Annotated in this window: 5 protein-coding genes; all 5 read left to right on the top strand. The window is 61.2% G+C overall.

The features are described 5' to 3' along the window. Positions 1-9 precede the first annotated feature (9 nt). The 5 genes from AB1286_RS26650 (at position 10) to AB1286_RS26630 (ending at position 18,286) form a co-directional block, all read left to right on the top strand. Positions 10-1,311, top strand: a complete 1,302-nt coding sequence (locus AB1286_RS26650; protein WP_430366219.1) for an MFS transporter — start codon at positions 10-12, stop codon at positions 1,309-1,311. Positions 1,312-1,347: 36 nt separating this feature from the next. Continuing rightward, the gene (locus AB1286_RS26645) at positions 1,348-1,992 is read left to right on the top strand and encodes a glutathione S-transferase family protein (RefSeq protein WP_430366218.1); all 645 of its coding nucleotides are present in this window, start codon (positions 1,348-1,350) and stop codon (positions 1,990-1,992) included. 388 nt (positions 1,993-2,380) lie between these two features. After that, entirely contained in the window at positions 2,381-2,515 is a 135-nt protein-coding gene (locus AB1286_RS26640) for a hypothetical protein (protein WP_430366217.1), read from the top strand. A gap of 383 nt (positions 2,516-2,898) precedes the next feature. Then, complete coding sequence (locus AB1286_RS26635; RefSeq protein WP_430366216.1) at positions 2,899-4,350, top strand: PfaD family polyunsaturated fatty acid/polyketide biosynthesis protein; 1,452 nt, start codon at positions 2,899-2,901, stop codon at positions 4,348-4,350. A 106-nt stretch (positions 4,351-4,456) separates the two neighbouring features. Continuing rightward, entirely contained in the window at positions 4,457-18,286 is a 13,830-nt protein-coding gene (locus AB1286_RS26630; RefSeq protein ID WP_430366215.1) for an SDR family NAD(P)-dependent oxidoreductase, read from the top strand. The last annotated feature ends 28 nt before the right edge of the window (positions 18,287-18,314 follow it).

The following is an 18,314-nucleotide window of genomic DNA, read 5'->3' as shown; positions in this document are numbered from 1 at the left end:
ATCGTTCCGATGCACGACACTCAATCCGACAAGCGTAGCGTCATGCGCGACTCGAATTTCCTTTGGCTGCTAAGCGGCAGCGCGATTTCGATGTTGGGCGACCAATTTACCGTGTTGGCATTGCCCTGGCTGGTGTTGCAGGCCACCGGCAGCGCATTCGCGACGGGCATGATCGTCGCCACGATCGGGTTGCCGCGCGCCGTTTTCATCCTGATCGGCGGCGCGCTCGTCGATCGCTACACGCCTAAGCGCGTCTTGATGTTGACGAAATATGTCAACGGCGTCTTGCTCGCGCTGCTCGCTGCGATGGTGCTAACCAACCATATCGTCCTTCCGCTCATCTTTGCGTTGGCGGTTGCGATCGGGTTGGCCTCGGCGTTCAGCATTCCATCCGGTACGGCAATGCTTGTGCACGTACTGCCGCTGCAAAAGCTCCAAACGGGCAATAGCATGCTGATGGGCGCGCGTCAAATTGCCTTGCTCGGCGGGCCGCTGCTAGCCGGTCTGTTGATCTCGGTCGCCGGAAACGACGCCGCTATGCCGGTGGCCGATTCGCGCGGGTTAGGCCTTGCATTCGGCCTCAATTGTTTGAGTTTCGTCATCTCGGCATGGACGCTCGCGAAGGTGCGCACACTGAACGTGCCGAAGCCCCCGCATCGGCCGCCCGTCCTCGGTGCGGTGCGGACTGGCCTCGCGGCGGTTTGGCATGACCGCGAGATGCGCACTTGCTTCGGCTACTGGGCAGTGGTGATGTTATGTCTGGGCGGCTCGATGCAAGTGGCGTTGCCGGTGCTGGCGAATACTCGATTGCATGGCGCGGGCGCGCTCGGCCTGTTGACCGGCGCGCATGGCGCGGGCAGCCTGATCGGGATGGGCGCGATCGCGCTCGTCGGGCAGCGCCGGGCCGGTACGCTGGGGTGCACGTTGCTGCTGGTCGATGCCGTCGCGGGCGCGCTCTTGATTCCATTGGGGTGGATCGGGGCAGCCTGGCAAGGCGTGCTTTTGCTGCTGCTCTTGGGCGCGCTTGCAGGGTTCACCCAAGTCGCCGTTTCGAGTTGGCTCCAAAAGCGCGTACAGCCGGCATTGCTGGGTCGCGTGATGAGCATCTTCATGTTCATCCTCCTCGGGCTCGCACCATTGTCGGCATTGGTGACGGGGTGGTTGATGCAGTACGTCGGCCTCGCGCAACTGTTCGCCGCGAGCGGGTGCGTACTGATCGGCTTGGCCATCTTGACGTTTCTTTTTACGCCGATGCGCCATGTCGTCGATACGCCGCCCGCATCCCCGATACAGCCCGCTTCTTCTCAATGAGTGCCGGCTAACGGTTCATTTCCGACGAGACTACCGATGAGCGTCACTTTCTACTGTGGTTCCGGGTCGCCGTACGCCTGGCGCGTATGGCTGGGGCTCGAGCACAAAGCGATACCCTACGAGCTGAGACTATTGTCGTTTTCCGCCGGCGATACGCGCACGCCCGAATTCATCAAGCTCAATCCGCGAAACAAGGTCCCCGTCTTGGTGGACGACGGCTATGTGCTCTACGAATCCGCCGCGATTTTGGAATACCTCGACGACCGGTTCCCCGACGCGCCGAAGCTCTTTCCGGGGAACGCCTCGGCACGCGGAACGATTCGGCAGCTCATCCGCGAGATTGACGAATACGTTAGCATTCCGAGCCACCGGCTGACGAATCAATTGTTTTTCAACCCCCGCGAGCGTTGGGTTCAAAGCGAAATTCACGACGATGTGCAAGCGTGCAAGGCTGAGTTGAAATATTTTGAAAATCAACTGCTTGACGATTACCTCGCGGGGCCGATCTCGGCGGCGGATTTCTCGTTGTATCCTCGCCTGGCGATTTTGATTTCGTTAAGCCGCCCACTGTCGCGATTGGGGATGGAGATCCAGATTCCGCCCAAGCTCACGGCATGGATGCGACGGATCGAGCGCTTGCCTTACTTCGACAAGACTTATCCGCCGAGCTGGCGTAGATGATATCGCCGTTCCGCTGTGCGGCCGACGGCGGGCGCGTAGACACTCACATAAACTCATTCGAATTTCACCTACTAGATTTGGCAGCTATCCCCCTACGAGTTCTCCTACCAGAATTGACAGCTATACCCCGGGGGTTTCCCCTACCAAAATTAGCGACGCATTACGGATTGTTCACAGCACCCTAACAGCCGGAAATCACCCTTTGAAATGTCGCCGGAGCGCGATGGGAAAAGTCGCGTGCTCCGTATGGCGTTGCATAAGGCATTCTCACGCGCTGCAGTCGCTCGTGGTGTATTCGATTCGGCGGTGATGGATTAGATTTGTCACAACATCCTGTCAATAGAATCGTATTGAACAAGGGAATTGGGCAGCCTAGCAGTAAATTGATATGAAGCATGCCGGCGCGGTGGTTCACCTCGAAGTGCCGCCTCGGCCTGGGTGTAGTTACAGCGACGATGCCGTCGAAATGGCGGTGGATCCTTCGCGCCACTCCTTCATCGGCTCGATCTTCGAGCGCGTGTGACGTTGATGCACCAACGGTGCAACACCTCGGAGATGACATGGAATTGCTTGCGTTCGAGAGTCTTGAGCAGTCGTTTGCGGTACGGCCGGGCGCGGGCTGTGGATGTGAAGCCTTGGTGAAGTTCAGTCGCAACGCCCATGTCTCGGGTAATCGGCGAGGCTTTATCGCCCAAGATCGTTGCAATACATCGTTTCGTCATATCGGCTTCGCTTCGCGAGGCCGGCCGCTGCATTTCGGCGCGGCTTCCTTTCCGCGAATTCATTGATCCGACGCTTCTCGATGGTGTAGTGCGTCGGGCCTGAGCGTTTTCTTCCCGATTCGGCATCGCGCGCCAAGCGCGTTTTGATCGCCAAGCGAACCTTATCAATCTCGGTGAAATATTCATGATTATGCGTGACATCTCAGCGCACAGCGTGCCCGGCATTTCGGCGCAGGTCCTGGGTAGCCCCGAATTCCGAGCCGCTTACGGTGTGAAGTACGCCTATTGCTCGGGAGCGATGTACAAAGGAATTGCCTCGGCCAATCTCGTCGTCGCCATGGCGAACGCCGGTCTGATGAGCTATTTCGGCACGGGCGGGCTCGAGGTGGACTTCATCGAAGCATCGATCCGCGATATCCAAGCGCGCGTGCCGGAGCATGCTCCGTACGGTATGAATCTCATGCATACCCCGGGCAATCTGGACCGTGAAGAACTCATGGTGCAGCTTTTCTTCAAGCACGGCATCCGCCGCGTCGAGGCGGCTGCCTACATGCAAATTACGCGTCCGTTGGTTCGCTACCGGCTGAAAGGATTGCGCCGCAATCCGGACGGCAGTCTGCACAAGCCCAATCGCGTGTTGGCGAAAGTGTCGCGGCCCGAGGTGGCGGCCGCGTTCATGGATCCCGCGCCGAGCGAGATCGTCAGTCAGTTGGTCGCAGCTGGCCAATTGACGCAGGAAGAAGCTGCCCTCGCGCCGTTGATCCCGATGGCCGACGACATCTGCATCGAAGCGGATTCGGGCGGTCATACGGACCAAGGGGTGGCCTATGCACTGGTACCCGCCGTATTGCGTCTTCGGCGCGACGCTATGGAGCGTCATGGCTACCGCAATTCGATCCTCATTGGCGCCGCCGGCGGAATCGGTACGCCGATGGCGGCGGCGGCGGCATTCGTCATGGGCGCGGACTTCATCGTTACCGGCTCGATCAATCAATGCACGGTCGAGGCCGGCGCGCCCGATATCGTGAAGGACATGCTCGAGGACGCGGAGGTGCAAGACACCGATTACGCGCCGGCCGGCGATAAGTTCGAGATGGGCGCGAAGGTTCAGGTGCTGAGAAAGGGCGTATTTTTTCCGGCGCGGGCCAATAAGCTCTATGAGCTTTACCACCGGCATGGATCGATCGACGAGATCGACGAAAAGACGCGCAAACAAATAGAAGAAAAATACTTCAAACGCTCTTTCGCGGACGTATGGCGAGAAACGAAGGAATATTACATACGCAGCGGCCGCAAGACGTCCGAGGAATTGGAGCGCTTCCCCAAGCAGAAGATGGCGCTCATCTTCCGGTGGTACTTCGCCTATAGCACTCGAGTCGCTTTGAGCGGCTTGGAAGAGCATAAGGTCGACTATCAGATTCAATGTGGACCGGCACTCGGTTCGTTCAATCAATGGGTCAAAGGATCAGCCATCGAGTCGTGGCGCAACCGTCACGTGGCGGATATCGCGCACAGGATCATGGAGGGTGCGGCAGAGCACCTTCATACGTGGTTCACGAGCTTGCAACGGACTGGCCCCGATCATGTCTCCGCTCCCGCGGCGGCGGTCGGGGCGCTTGCCGATAGGCTCGGATAACACCCCTCTCTCGCGATGAGCCGCCCGGGCCTCTCTCCTTGAGAGGCGGGGCTGGCTCGGGTTGTGTGAAGAAGTCGAAAAATTAACTGCAAGTGGGCCGACCGCCATGAATACATTGGCTGTAGAAGAGAAAAGCGCCGCGGATTTCGACGCCGCGATCCTGGCGATATTCGACGCGCAACCCATTCGGTCACAGCCGAAATTTCTCGTGGACCTGGCCTGCGGCGATGGCGCCCGACTCAACCGGTTGCATCGCCTCATTGAAGAAAAGACGCGGCGTGGCCGGCAACTCGCACAATATCCTTTGACGTACGTCGGCGTTCATCCCGACCCTGCGCGCCAATCGTTGCTCGATCGAAACCTTCAAGGCATCGATCACGTGCTCTTGACCGAGGATGACGAGCATCCGCATCGCCTGCAAACGCAATTGCATCGCCTCGGCGTGCAGGCGCCGTCGGACGCCGTGTTCGTTTTCGCGGGGGATGCGTCGGCGTCGGTATCGTTATTGCGAAAACTCGATCGCAACGATAGCGCGCTGCTTGCCGGGCACGGCTTGGTCGCGCTCGTATCGCCGTTCGGCTCGGCCCGGGCCGTCCCATCGTCGGACAATGCGGCGTGCGACGCCGAAACATTCCTGATGGCAATGGCCGATCTCGGCCTCTTTCCCGAGTCGTTGCACAAAGCGCCGTCGGGTGCCGAGTCGACGGGCGCGTTGGTCGGCCGTTTTAAAAAGCGCGAGTACCGCGTCCGCTATGCAACGCAGTCCGACTTCGCCGCGCTGATCCAACTCGAGCGCCGCTGCTGGGCGCCGGGAGTCCGTTCACCGGCCGAGCGAATCAAGCATCGAGTGAACGTCTACCCCGAAGGTCAACTCGTGCTGGAATGGGCCGGCAAGCCGGTGGCCGTGCTGTATTCGCAACGTGTGGATACCGAAGACATGCATGGCCAAACGGCATTGACCGTGCATCGACTGCACCGCGATACGGGATCGACGCTTCAGTTACTGGCGCTAAACGTGCTGCCCGAGATGCAAGATCGAAGCTGCGGCGACCAGTTGCTCGAATTCGCGTTGCAGCGATGCATGCTGATGCCGGGCGTCTCGACCGTTATCGGCGTCACGCGTTGCAAGGACTTCCATAAGCATCCGGATTTGGCGATCGGGGAATACATACGGACACGCAATTCGAAGGGCGTATTGGTCGACCCGATTCTACGGTTTCACGAACTTCACGGCGCAACGATCAAAGCAGCGATCCCGGCCTATCGTCCCAACGATACGCCTAACGACGGGTACGGCGTGCTCGTGTGGTACGACGTCGATAAGCGCCGACGTAGCGAGATTGCACTGAGCGACGCGGGCAGGTCGAACGTCAACGAAGAAGGCCTGCGCGGCAAGCGGATCGACGTCGAAAAGCGAATCAGGCAGACCGTCGCCGCGCTGCTGAACGAAAACGGCGCGGCGATTGCGTTCGACGTGCCGCTGTTCGAGGCAGGGTTGGATTCGGCCGATCTGTTGCGCTTACGGGAAGCGATTGCCGCCGAGCTAGGCGTGTCGGTCGACCCGGTATTCTTCTTCGAGCACAACACGGGTGAGCGGATCGTTTCGTACCTGGCCTCCGTGCTCGAATCGCAAATCGAAGAAAGCGAGCAGGAAGGCGGCTCGCGCGCTTTGGAAAACTCGAATGACGCCGGAGCTGACGGGGCCGCGCTCGTCGACTCGCCCGAGTCTCTGCGCGGCGTCGCGATCGTCGGTATCGGCTGCTTGTTGCCCGGCGGAGTGACGAACACCGAGCAGCTCTGGGCGTTGCTGGAAGAAGGGCGAAGCGTTGTCGGAACGCTGCCTGAAGGGCGGTGGCAATGGCCGGCCAATATCGACCCGCTCGATAAGCACAAAGGGATTGATCGCGGTGCGTTCCTAGAGAATGTCGAGCGCTTCGATCCCGCGTTCTTTCGCCTTTCCCCGAAAGAGGCGAGGTTGATGGACCCCCAGCAACGCCAGCTATTGCAGCTTTGCTGGGCGTGCTTGGAGGACGCGGGCGTGACGCCCAGCGCGCTGTCGGGAACGAAGACGGGCGTATTCGTCGGGGCGAGCGGATCCGAATATCACCTCCGGTTGGCGGAACAATCCGATGGGGATGTCGACGCACAGTTCGCCCTTTGCGGCTCGATGGCGATACTCGCCAATCGATTGTCGTATTTCTTCGATTTGACCGGGCCCAGCATCCAGGTCGATACCGCATGTTCGAGCTCGCTCGTCGCCGTTCATGAAGCGGTCAGAGCGATCGAATCGGGCAGTTGCGATCAGGCATTGGTCGCCGGTATCAACATCATGTGCCATCCCAGCACGACGATCGCCTACTACAAAGCGGGGATGCTTTCGGTAGACGGATCGTGCAAAACGTTCGACGGAGCCGCCAACGGCTACGTTCGCGGCGAAGGCGCGTTAGTTGTTCTCCTCAAGCCGGTGCAGGCAGCAATGCGCGACCAAGACCGTATTTATGCGGTCATCCGCGGCAGCGCGACCAATCATGGCGGTCGGGCGGCGGGTTTGACCGTGCCGAACCCGGTGAAGCAAGCCGATCTAATCGTTCAGGCTTGCGCCTCGGCCGGAATCGGGGCCCAGGAACTCAGTTATGTCGAAGCCCATGGCACGGGAACGGCGCTGGGCGATCCGCTCGAAGTCAAAGGGCTCAAAGACGCATTCGCTCAGCTCGCTATTCCTGAGATTTCAGAGAAAGCGGGGTATTGCGGGCTGGGTTCGATCAAGACGAACGTCGGTCATTTGGAGGCGGCGGCCGGGCTTGCCGGCTTGGTCAAAATCGCGCTGTCGATGCAGCGCCGGATCTTGCCGCCCCTGGCCAACTTCAAATCGCTGAATGCGGGCATCACACTGACCGATTCGCCGTTCTACGTCGTGCAAACGCGTAAGCCTTGGGACCTTGTTGCCGGCCAATCTGCGCGGATTGCCGGCGTCAGCAGTTTCGGCTCGGGCGGATCGAACGCCCACGTGATCGTCCAGGAATACGTGCAAGGCGCTAGGTCCGTGCCGAACGAGCCGCGCGGACCGGCCATCGTCGTGCTTTCCGCCAAGAATCGCGAACGACTCGAAGTCAAGGTCGAGCAACTGCTTGCTGCACTCGAGACGCAATCGCTCGCCGATGTTCGGCTCGCCGATCTCGCGTATACGCTTCAGGTGGGGCGCGAGGCGATGGAGGCCAGGTTGGCGATCGTCTGCGATTCGATCGACGAACTCACGGCCGCACTCTGTGAATTCTTGTCGCAAGGGATGACGAACGAACGCGTACATTTCGGCCTTATCGAAGCAACCGGTGCCACGTCGGCAGGAAAATCCGAAATCGCCGATGCGAGCCGAGTCCTGCATCACGCAGTCGCTAGCGGTCAGTACGAAACATTGCTGGACCTATGGGTTCAAGGCTGCGATTTCGATTGGACCGAGCTCTATGCATCGGGCGCAACGCCCAAACGCATTGGATTGCCGACCTACCCGTTCGCCACCGAACGTTATTGGCTGCCGGAAGGTAAGAAAAGCACGCCAACGCCGGAAAGAGCGACCGTGGTCGCCCCGCCCGCCGCGGTGCCTTCGCGGCCGGCCGTCGACACCACCGCAGGGCGCGACAAACCCGCTGGGCTCCAATTGCGTTCCGTGTCGCAAGCGGGGAAACCGCACGTACCATTGACGACACGGGTATTGGAATTAGCCGACGTCAGCCGGCCGAAAAAAATCTCTCTGCCAGAATTGTCGTCACCGCAGTTACCGTCGAAAGCGGCTCAAACGGGTGCGATCAGCAAACCGGTCGATTCGTCGCGGGGGCGTGTGTCCGCAGCCGCATCTGAACAGTTGCTCGATGAGTTGGCGCAAAGCCTTGCCGATGCACTGTTTATGGACAAGGCCGACGTCGGTGCCGATAAGCAGTTCGCCTACCTTGGTTTGGACTCTATCAGCGGTGTCGAATGGGTTAGCGCGATCAACAAACGCTACGGCACGTCGCTCTCGGCCACGGTCATTTACGCTTACCCGACATTGCGGCAATTCGCTGCACACGTCGCCGAAGTGTTGGGCGATGCGTTGGCGGATAGCGGCGACGTGCAGCCGGAGCGCGTCGATTCGGGACCCGCAACAAGTGCTTCGGCTATGGCGGGGTCCAGCGAGCCGGCATCGGAAGCGGACGGCGGTCAACGCAACGAACTTCCCGATGCGCCTTCGGGCGTTCCGGCTCAAGAGACGGCCGCTCATTCGTACGCAGGGCCCGCGGAACGATCCACGGGATCCGAGCGGATCGCGATCGTCGGGATGTCCGGTCGCTACCCCGGTGCGAGCGGCTTGGACGCTTACTGGGAACTCCTCGCGAACGGCCGCGATGCGGTGACGCAAATCCCCGCTGCGCGCTGGGACGTCGATCAGTATTTCGATGCACGGCAAAACCAGGACGGTAAGACGTACAGCAAATGGCTGGGCGTCATGGATGACGTCGATCAATTCGATCCGCTGTTTTTCGGCTTGTCCGCGGCGGAAGCGGAAGTCATGGACCCGCAGCAGCGGATCTTCCTGCAAGAGGCCTACCGCGCGCTGGAAGATGCCGGCTATACGCAAAGCGAACTGAACGGTGCGCGGTGCGGGGTATATCTCGGCATCAGCAACAACGAATACGCGAGCTTGCTCAGAAATACGGGGCGAGGCGTGGCCGATCGAATCGGCAACAGCTGCGCTATCGCGGCATCCCGCATTTCGTATCGCCTGAACTTGCGCGGGCCCGCCGTCGCATTGGATACGGCTTGCTCTTCGTCATTGGTCGGTGCGCATTTGGCCATTCAGGCACTACAGCGCCACGAGATCGACATGGCGATCGTGGGCGGGATCAGTCTTTATCTCACCCCCGAGTTGTACATACTCATGTCGGCCTCGGGCATGCTGTCGCCGGACGGTCGATGCAAGACGTTCGACGATCGCGCCGACGGCATCGTGCCCGGCGAGGGCGCGGGCGTTTTGATATTGAAAAGATTGAGCGATGCCAAGACGCATGAGGACAACATTCATGGCCTCATCATCGGATCGGGCATCAATCAAGACGGCAAGACAAATGGGATTACGGCGCCGAGCCTGCCGAGTCAAGTGGACCTGTGCCGCGAGATCTATCGGACTCACGATATCAATCCGGAAAGCATCAGCTATGTAGAGATGCACGGCACCGGCACCAAGCTGGGCGATCCGATCGAGCTCGAGGCATTGGCAACGGCATTTCGCAGCTGGACCGATAAAAAGAATTACTGCCGTATCGGCTCCGTAAAAACCAATATCGGCCACGTGACGGCTGCGGCCGGCGTGGCCGGGATGCAGAAAGTGCTTCTATCGATGAAGCATGGGGAGCTTCCGCCGTCGATTCATTTCAGCAAACCGAATTCGCATTTCGATTTCTCCGCATCGCCGTTCTTCGTCGGGACGGAATTGACGCCGTGGCACGCGCCGCAGGGGCACATGCGGCGGGCCGCGGTGAGCTCGTTCGGGATCAGCGGGACGAATGCGCATATCGTGCTGGAGGAGTACGTCGACGACGCGAAGCGGCTCGCGAGCCCGGGAAGCGCTATGGAGGGCGCAGCCGCGTTGATCGTCTTGTCGGCGAAAAACGAAGAACGCTTGAATGCGCGAGCCGCGCAGCTTCTGGCGTTCATCGAAGCACCGCATATCGCCGAAGCCGATTTGTCGAATATCGCCTATACGCTACAGGTCGGACGCGAGCCGATGGAGGCTCGTCTGGCGATGTCGGTACGATCGCTCGAAGAATTGAAGACCAAGCTCGGCGCGTTCGTTGCGGGGCAAAAGCACATCGCCGGCTTGTATCGCGGCGAGGTCAAGCGCGATAAAGATTCTCTGTCGCTCATCATCGACGACGAAGAGTTTCAGGAAACCGTCGAGAAATGGATCGCGCGCGGAAAATTCGGCAAGCTGCTGGAGTTGTGGGCCAAAGGATTGATCGTCGACTGGCGCAAGCTGTACGGCAAGCATCGGCCACGGCGCATTAGCTTGCCCACCTATCCGTTCGCGGATGAACGCTACTGGGTGCCGCAGACGAACGAACGCGTCGCGGCCGGACGTGTCGTGCTGCATCCGCTGCTGCACGAGAACACATCGACGCTCAACGAACAGCGCTTCAGCTCGACCTTCAAGGGCGATGAGTTTTTCCTGCGCGACCACGTCGTACAGGGGCAGCGTGTGCTGCCCGGGGTTGCGCACCTGGAGATGGTGCGTGCCGCCGTCGCACGCGCGGCCGAGATTCCGCCCGACAGTCCCATCGGTATCGCGCTTAAGCAGGTCGTGTTCGCACGGCCCTTAGTCGTGGGCGATGCCGGACAAACGGTGCATGTCGCCCTCATACCGCAAGAGGGCGGCGAAATCGAGTACGAAGTTTTCACGCAAGCGGATGGCGACGCCGAGGCGGTGCTGCATTCGCAGGGGCGGGCGCAATTAGGCGAAGCCGCGCCGCCGGCTGCGATCGCGGTGGAGACGCTGCGCGCGCAATGCGCGGACAAGCGCGTGGACCGTACGCAATGCTATGCGTTGTTCGACGAGCGCGGATTGCACTATGGAGAGAGCTTCCGTGCGATCGAGTCGTTGCACATCGGGCGCGATAGCCAAGGGCAACCGCAGGTGCTGGCTCAACTCGCGATTCCGGCAGGCGTGGCCGCCGAGCCGTTCGTATTGCACCCGAGCGTGATGGACGCGGCGCTGCAAGCCTCGCTCGGTGTTCGCTTGGGCGAGTCCGGCGAGGCGAGCAGCAAAATGTCGTTGCCGTTCGCATTGGAGCGGCTCGACGTGTGGGACGCCGCTCCGTCGAACGCATGGGCCTGGGTGCGATACAGCCCGGGCTGTACGGTCAACAGTGCCGTGCGCAAGCTCGATATCGATCTGATGGATGACGAGGGGCGTTTGTGTGCCCGTCTCCAGGGTTTCACCTCCCGGGTGGTCGACGCAGCCGAAGCGACGCAAGCGGCTCCCGTGGGAACGCTGCTGCTCAAGCCGCAGTGGCTTGCCCAAGCGGTCGAAGCCGAGGCGAGCGCCGGTTATGCCCAGCGTTGGGTTCTGCTGGGCGAAGCGTTCGAAGCCTTAGCCGGACATGTCGAAGCGCGGCTACCGCAGGCGCAATGCGAGGTGTTGCGCGGCGAGGGCGGCATAGCGACACGCTACGAATCGGCTACCACGCAAATGTTGGCTTTGCTGCAAGTCGTGCTGCAAGCCAAGCCTACGGGCGACGTGCTCGTACAAGTCTTGATCGCCGACGAAGGCGAAGCCCAATTGCTGGCGGGATTGGCCGCCGTGCTCAAGACGGCACGGCTCGAAAATCCGAAGCTGCTCGGCCAGGTGATCGGCATCGGCAAACATGCAGCCGCCGACGACATTTTGACCGTGCTCGAGGCGAATGCTGCGGCATCGCAGGACGTGGAGATTCGCTACGTCGCGGGACAACGGCAAGTGCTGGGGCTGGCAGAGGTCACCGAGGGTACGGCCGGCGTACCGGCGCAAGCGCCGTGGCGCGATGGCGGGGTATACCTCATCACGGGGGGCGCCGGCGGGTTGGGGCTCTTGTTCGCTCGTGAGATCGCGCAACGTGCGCATGCTCCGGTCTTGGTACTGAGCGGTCGCTCCGCGCTCGACGAGCACAAGCAAGCACAGCTCGCGCAATTGCGCAAGCTGGGCGCCACGGTGGCCTATCGCCGGGCCGATATGGCCGACGCGTTGATGGTTCAAGGTCTGGTCGACGGAATCGTCGATGAATTCGGTGCATTGCACGGGATCGTGCATAGCGCCGGTGTGCTTCGGGACAACTTCCTGCTCAAAAAGACGACGGCCGAGTTGCGGGCTGTGCTCGCCCCGAAGGTGCCCGGGCTCGTGGCGCTGGACGAAGCAACGCGCGGCATCGCGCTCGATTGGCTGGTGCTCTTTTCGTCGGTCGCCGGTGCGTTCGGTAATGTGGGGCAGGCCGACTATGCGGCGGCCAACGGCTTCATGGACCGCTACGCCGCGTACCGCAATGCACTCGTGGCGGCGGGGCGGCGGCACGGGCGCACTATCTCGTTGAACTGGCCGCTATGGGCCGAGGGCGGGATGCAGGTGGATGCGACGGGATTGGCGCATCGACAAATGCGCGGCGTGAACGCGTTGACGACGCCTTCCGGGATCGACTCGTTCTATCAGGCTTGGTCGTGCGGCGAGACGCAGGTCATCGTTCTCGCCGGCGACGTCGGTCGTTTGCGCTCGCGGCTATTGAACGCGGTCGCGCAACCGCGGCAACGGGAAACTTCGGCGCCGTCCGTCGCACCGGTTCGAGCGGATTCAGCCGATTGGTCGCATAAGGTTCTTTCGTTCTTCAGAAGGATATTGGCGGACGTCACCAAGCTGCCGATCGAACGAATCGATGTCGCCGCCCCGCTCGAGGATTACGGCATCGACTCGATCATGGCGATGCGCTTGACTCGCGAACTGGAGAAGTCGTTCGGCTCGCTGTCTAAAACGCTCTTCTTCGAATATCAAGATCTCCAAGCGTTGGCTGCGCATTTCCAACAAGCCTATGGCGATCGATTGGCGGCATTGTTCGGCACGGAGCCGAAAGCCTCGCCGATGGCCACACCCGCGAGCGAAGCGCTTGACGTGAAGTCGTCGCTTCCCGCATCGCATAGGACGACGCGCCGCTTTGCCGCAACGATCGCCACACGCGAAGCGTCAGCCGTTGCGACCGACGCGGATATCGCCATCATCGGCATGAGCGGACGGTATCCGGAAGCGCGCAACCTCGACGCCTTCTGGTCGAACTTGAAGGCAGGCAAGGACTGTATCCGTGAAATTCCGGCCGAGCGCTGGGACCATGGTCTCTATTTCGATGCGGACAAAGAGAGCTCGGGCAAGAGTTATAGCAAGTGGGGCGGCTTTATCGAAGGCGTGGACGAATTCGATCCGCTGTTCTTCAATATCTCGCCGCGCGAAGCGGAGTTGATGGATCCGCAGGAGCGTCTGTTCCTGCAATGCGTGTACGAGACGCTCGAAGATGCGGGTTATACGCGCGAGCGCCTAGGCCGATACCAGGCGTTGGGGCTCGACGGCAACGTCGGCGTCTTCGTCGGCGCAATGTACGAGGAATATCAGCTCTATGGCGCGCAGGAGCAGGCGCGTGGTCGCGGACTGGCGATTTCCGGCAACGCTTCGTCTATCGCGAACCGCGTTTCTTACTTCTGCAATTTCCATGGGCCGAGCCTGGCAATCAATACGATGTGTTCGTCGTCGCTGACGGCCTTGCATCTGGCTTGCCTCAGTTTGCAACGCGGCGGGTGTGAGTTGGCGATCGCAGGCGGCGTGAACGTGTCGGTGCATCCGAATAAGTATTTGCTGCTGTCGGGCGGCAAGTTCGCATCGAGCAAGGGCCGATGCGAGAGTTTCGGCGAGGGCGGCGACGGGTATGTGCCGGGCGAAGGCGTCGGCGCGGTGCTGCTCAAGCCGCTGGCGAAGGCGATCGCCGACGGCGATCAAATTCATGGCGTGATCAAGGGCACGGCGATCAACCATGGCGGCAAGACGAACGGCTACACGGTGCCGAATCCGAATGCTCAGGCAAGCGTCATTGGCCAGGCATTAAAGGCTTCGGGCGTGGATCCGCGCACGATCAGCTACATCGAGGCCCACGGCACGGGTACGTCGCTGGGCGATCCGATCGAGATCACGGGCTTGAGCAAAGCGTTCGGGCAAACCGGCGACGCAGGCCAGTATTGCGCGATCGGCTCGGCCAAATCGAACATCGGGCATTGCGAAAGCGCGGCGGGCATCGCAGGTATCACGAAAGTGCTGCTTCAAATGAAGCACAAGACGCTCGTGCCGAGCCTGCATTCGGAAACGCTCAATCCGAACATCGACTTCGAAAAGACGCCGTTTGCCGTTCAGCGCGAGATCGGCGAATGGAAGCGGCCGGTGGTATCGATCGATGGCGGTCCGGCACGCGAATATCCGCGTATTGCCGGGGTATCTGCCTTCGGTGCCGGCGGCTCAAATGCTCACGTGATTTTGCAGGAATACATTCCGAGCGAGGACGCAAGTTCGGTGGTGCCTCTGTCGTCGTCGCGGCCGGCCGTGATCGTGCTGTCGGCAAAGAGCGACGAGCGTTTGAAAGATCAGGTTCGCCAACTGCTGGAGGCGGTGAAAGCGCGGCAGTTGAACGATGCGGATCTGGCCGACGTCGCATACACGTTGCAGGTCGGACGTGAAGCGATGGAGTCGCGCCTGGGTTTGTTGGCCGATTCGGTCCAGGCACTCGGGGACAAGCTGGAAGCCGTCCTCGCCGGCCGCAGCGTGGAAGACGTCTACACGGGACAGGTCAAGCAAAACAAGGAAGCGCTGGGGCTGTTCGCAAACGACGAGGACTTGCAGCAGGCGATCGAATCGTGGGTGGTCAAGGGCAAGTACGGCAAGCTGCTCGATCTATGGACCAAGGGCATGACCATGGATTGGAACAAGCTCTATGACGGGGCGAAGCCGCGCCGCATTAGCTTGCCGACCTATCCGTTCGCTCGCCAACGTTACTGGGTCAAGCTGAGCGCACAGAGCGCGACCGCACCTGTCGATGCCTCGCCGGGCGCGGACGCACCGGCAAGCGCTTCCGGCAGCCGCGGCATTCGCTATTTGAGTAAGCAATGGGAAGCTGCCGCGCCGAGCGTGACTCCACAATCGAGCGCAGCAGTGCTTATCGTTGCCGATAAACAGACGACGGATATCGCCGCGCGCCTGGCACAGCGCTTCGGTCAAGCACAAGTACTCGATGTGTCCAACGGCACAGCCGTCGCTGCGAACTGGGCCGATTGGCAGGGCTGGATCGATTTGACCGGTATTGGCGCCGGTTTTAACGAAATTGCGTTGGGTTGGCTACAGCAGTGGCTGGAGCAAGGCCCGCGAGACGGCGCCGTAGCGCTCGGTATCACGTGCGGCTTGGAGTCGCTCGACGCTCGCACGCAAGACACGACCGGCGCGTTGGCCGCAGGCCTGTATCGCATGCTGCAAAGCGAGTACGGCCGGATATCGGCCCGTCATGTCGATTTAGACTCGGCGCAGCAAGAGCAGGCTTGGTTCGAGCAAATCATGGCGGAGTTGCAAGCCTTAAGCGACGAGCCGGAGGTCTGCTACCGCGCGGGCACTCGCTATCGCAGCCTATTGGCCGAATCGGAGCCAGGCAGCGTCGAGATGCAAGGCAATGCGCTCGACCTCGCACCGAATGCAGTCGTCTGGGTGACGGGGGGCACGCGTGGCCTCGGTTATTTGTGCGCGCAACACCTGGTTCGGCAATACGGCGTCAAACGCTTGGTTTTGAGCGGGCGTGACGCACTCCCGGCGCGCGAGCAATGGAGCGCATACCGGGACGGTACCGATGCCGTGAGCCAAAAGATTCGCGCCATCGAGGCGTTGGAGGCGCAAGGCGCGCAGGTCCGGGTCAGTGCTGTGGCACTAGACGACACGCAGGCCCTGAATCGAGAACTCGCGGCGATCAAGGCGACCCTTGGCCATATCGGCGCGTTGTTCCATGCCGCCGGCAGTATGGACCTGAACACACCCGCACTCATCCGCAAATCGCCGGCGGGGATTCGGGAAGTTTTGCGGCCGAAGGTCGAAGGCCTGACAACGCTATTGGCCGCTCTGGCCAACGAGCCGCTGCGATCGGTGGTGCTTTTCTCGTCGGTATCGGCGGTCGTCCCCAGTTTAGGCACCGGTCGAGCCGATTACGCGATGGCCAACGCCTATATGGACTATGTGGCTCAAGCGAAAGCACGGACCGAGCGCTACCGGATGGTTAGCATCCAATGGCCGAGCTGGAAGGAGAGCGGGATCGGCGAAAGCCGTAGCGCCGCTTATCAAAAGACGGGTCTGCTCACGCATACCGATGCGGAGGGGCTGGGGTTGCTCGACGAGGTGTTGCGTCGCGGATTAGGACCCGTGGTCATGCCGGCGATCGTCGATGTATCGCGATTCGATGCGTCCGCGTTGATGTCTCGGCCCGTGCCATCCAAGCCCATTCCAACGCGTCCAGCGGTGTCGGTCGTGACCGACGCGCAGCCGTTGGCCGCCGAAGCACTGGAGACGCGCGCACTGAGTTGGCTCAAAGCACTCGTGGCTGAGCAGTTGAGGCTGACGCTGGAGGAGGTGGAAGCCGATACGCCGTTGCCCGATTACGGCGCCGATTCGGTGATGCTGGCGCAGATGCTGCGGCCGATATCGACGGCGGTAGGCGTACCACTTGATCCGTCGATCGTGTACGAGCATTCGACGCTGAATGCGTTGACGCGTTGGCTCGTTAAAACCCACGGGGAGGCGCTGGCCGTCAAGCTGCCGGGCAATAGCGATAACGCTAGCGATAGCGTCGAACCTGATATGCCAAGTACGTCCAAGGTCGAGACGCCAGATGTGCAAGTCGCACAGGAAGCACTTCCGACGTCGCTGCCGCAGCGCGAGCCGAGGCATCTCGCGGCATCCATCAAGCCGGACCATGCGACAAAGATTGCCGTGGTCGGACTGTCCTGCCGATTCCCGGGCGCACCGACGCTCGATGCGTACTGGCAACTGCTGGCAAACGGCGAAAGCGCGATCAAAGCGATTCCGCAGACGCGTTGGGGAAAGCAATCGAGCACGTACTACGCGGGCTTGCTCGATAACGTGACGCACTTCGATCCCGAGTTCTTCCTCATTTCGCGGGACGATGCACGAGCGATGGATCCCCAGGCATTGCTCTTACTAGAGGAGAGCCTGAGCCTTTGGCATCACGCCGGTTATCGGCTGGCGGAGGTGAAGGGGCGGCCGATCGGCGTTTATCTGGGCGCTCGGAGCCAGCATCGTCCGGACGAACAGACGTTCCTGCAAGCGAACAACCCGATCCTAACGGTGGGCCAAAACTACCTGGCGGCGAACATCTCGCGCTACTACGACCTGCGCGGCCCGAGCGTGGTGGTGGATACGGCGTGTTCGTCGGCGTTGGTCGCGATGAACATGGCGATCCAGGCGCTGAAGGCCGGCGATATCGAGGCGGCGTTGGTGGGCGGTGCGAGTGTGCTGCAATCGGATGGTGCATTGAGGCTGTTCGAGCGGCGCGGCATCTTGAACCGCGAGCCACATTTCCACGTATTCGATCAACGCGCGCGCGGCGCGGTGTTGGGCGAGGGCGTTGGGCTGGTCATGCTCAAGCGTCTGGACGACGCGTTGGCCGACGGCGATGCGATCTACGGCGTGATCGATGGGATGGCGATCAACAACGACGGGCGCACGGCGGGGCCGGCCGCACCCAACATCGAAGCGCAACGCGAGGTGATGCGAAGCGCGCTGGCGCGCAGCGGCCGCACGCCCGAGAGCGTGAGCCATATCGAAGCGAATGGTTCAGGTTCTGAGGTCACGGACCTGCTGGAGTTGAAGGCGATCGAGTCGGTGTATCGGGCGGATAGTGGCGCGCCGTGCGAGCTGGGTGCGATCAAGCCCAATATCGGCCATCCCTTGAGCGCGGAGGGAATCGCCAGCTTCATCAAGGTGATCTTGATGCTGCACCACGGGCAGCGCGTGCCGTTCCTCTCGGCGCAGCAACCGATGACGCACTACGACTTCGCGGCTTCGCCGTTCCGTTTCAATCGTCGTTTGACGCCGTGGGGCGAGTGGCCGGCGGTCGCGGGCATCAACTGCTTCGGCGACGGCGGGACCAACGCGCATGTGATCGTCAGTGCGTGGCAAGGCGAAACGGATGGGCGCTTCACGCGCTTGCCGATCGAGGTGCCTGCCCTCAAACGGATCGACATCAAGTCCACGACGACCGAACCCGCCCAGCCGACTGCGCCCGCGGCGCGCGATACGCGGTTGGACGCCGAGCCGGAATCGAACGCCGGTGCAATGAAAGCGGCGTTCTGGGAATAAATGACGCAACACCATTCACTATCAGTCG

Origin of the sequence: Trinickia sp. NRRL B-1857 (assembly GCF_050470685.1) — a bacterium.
GTDB lineage: Bacteria > Pseudomonadota > Gammaproteobacteria > Burkholderiales > Burkholderiaceae > Trinickia.
The sequence above is the reverse complement of the archived record's forward strand: the minus strand, read 5'-3'. Positions and strand labels throughout refer to the sequence as shown.

What these genes read in the sequence shown, in the direction of transcription:
- AB1286_RS26645 (WP_430366218.1), top strand. Translation starts at nt 1,348, where the DNA reads ATGAGCGTCACTTTCTACTGTGGTTCCGGGTCGCCGTACGCCTGGCGC.
- AB1286_RS26650 (WP_430366219.1), top strand. Translation starts at nt 10, where the DNA reads ATGCACGACACTCAATCCGACAAGCGTAGCGTCATGCGCGACTCGAAT.
- AB1286_RS26630 (WP_430366215.1), top strand. Translation starts at nt 4,457, where the DNA reads ATGAATACATTGGCTGTAGAAGAGAAAAGCGCCGCGGATTTCGACGCC.
- AB1286_RS26635 (WP_430366216.1), top strand. Translation starts at nt 2,899, where the DNA reads ATGATTATGCGTGACATCTCAGCGCACAGCGTGCCCGGCATTTCGGCG.
- AB1286_RS26640 (WP_430366217.1), top strand. Translation starts at nt 2,381, where the DNA reads ATGAAGCATGCCGGCGCGGTGGTTCACCTCGAAGTGCCGCCTCGGCCT.